We start from the raw sequence: 1519 nt of genomic DNA on the forward strand, positions 1-1519 counted from the left end.
CCCTCTCCGTCAAGCTGGTTGTGAGTCATTCATTAACTTTTTGATTGAAGGAGCCGGCGATGCCCGTTGATAACAAGGGTTTTACGCGTGAAGAGATCCGTGAGTTCATGCACGAGTACTATTTGCAGCCGCACGGGACGAGGAAGGAGTGGCTTGCCTCGAAGTCCATTTCCGACTGGACGTTCCGCAGGTGGCGCACGATCCTGGTCCAGGGCGATATCGACCGTGGCCTGATTCCGCGAGAGCATGGTGGCATGGTCCCTACAAATCGTGAGCTCTCCGCGTTTGAAAAGGCACGCGCGAAGGAAATAGCTGCCCACCGTGCCGAAGTCGAAAAACTCCAGAAGCGGGTGCAGGAGCTGGAGGATACGAATTCCGCACTGGGAAAAGCTATCGGGCTCTTGCACGAGTTGAGCGTGCCAGAGCCCGATACAGCCCCGACGAGCGCTCAGGACGGTTCATAGCGGCCGAGAACGGTCTTGTCCTGGAGCTGCAGGTGATCACCGACTCCCAGCGGGCAGCGCTGGAGCTGGCGGGCGTGTCGCGCGGGACCTGGCATTATCGGTTCAATCCCCGTCCGGCGGTGCAGAACCCGATCCACCAGGCCGACCGTGCCTACGAATGCCGGATCAGCACCGCGCATCACGACCGGATCCTGGGGCTCATCCTGGCCGGTTGGGAGAAGGGCAACTCCGTTGACCATGCCTTCGCCACAGCCTGGGACAACGGCGTGCTGCTCGGCTCCAACCGCACGTGGTGGCGGATCGCGGCAGAGTACGAGGATCAGCAGGCCCGCCCAACTATCCGGCGCAAGCGTGGGAGCAAGCGTGGTTCCTCTGAGATGCCGGTGGTCAAGGCCACCGGACCTTCCCAGGTCTGGTCCTGGGACATCACCGACGTCTATTCCAAGTGGCAGGGAAAGGTTTTCAAGGTGTACTCCATCATGGACATCTTCTCCCGGGAGATCGTCGGCTGGCGGGTGGAGGAACGCGAGTCCGACCACCTCGCCGCGGAGATGTTCGAGACAGCCATCGCCCGGTACGGCGCCCCGCGCATCGTGCATGCCGATTCAGGCCCGGCCATGAAATCAAACCTGCTCCGTGACACCCTCACCGCCCACGGCGTGGAACTGTCCCATAACCGCCCGTACGTCTCCAACGACAATCCCTTCTCGGAGTCAGGCTTTCGCACGATGAAATACCGGCCCGGCTACCCCCGGATCTTTGACGATCTCGAGGCCGCCAGGGAGTACCTCACCGGCTACGTGCATTGGTACAGCACAGATCACAAACACTCCGGCATCGCCCTGTTCTCGCCCTCACAGGTTCACGACGGCTCCTGGAAAGAGCTCTGGGACAAGCGAGACAAAGCCCACCAGGACTACTACGAACGACACCCAGGAAGGTTCCGCCAACGACCCACCACACCAGCCCCCGCCAAATACGTCGGGATCAACCTGCCCGAGACCAAAACACCCCAAAAACTAGCCCAGTGACTCCACACAGCTTGACAATTTTCG

General features: G+C 60.8%; 2 protein-coding genes. Both read left to right on the top strand.

Annotated elements, in window-relative coordinates; genetic code table 11:
- Positions 1-59: 59 nt before the first annotated feature.
- Positions 60-464, top strand: coding sequence for a hypothetical protein (locus ACX80X_RS21175; RefSeq protein ID WP_252604005.1), 405 nt, complete (start codon positions 60-62; stop codon positions 462-464).
- 32 nt (positions 465-496) lie between these two features.
- Positions 497-1495 carry a DDE-type integrase/transposase/recombinase gene (locus ACX80X_RS21180; RefSeq protein ID WP_252604007.1) on the top strand — a complete coding sequence of 333 codons (999 nt, stop codon included), beginning with the start codon at positions 497-499 and terminating at the stop codon, positions 1493-1495.
- Positions 1496-1519: the final 24 nt, after the last annotated feature.

It is taken from the genome of Pseudarthrobacter sp. MDT3-1 (genome assembly GCF_054510755.1).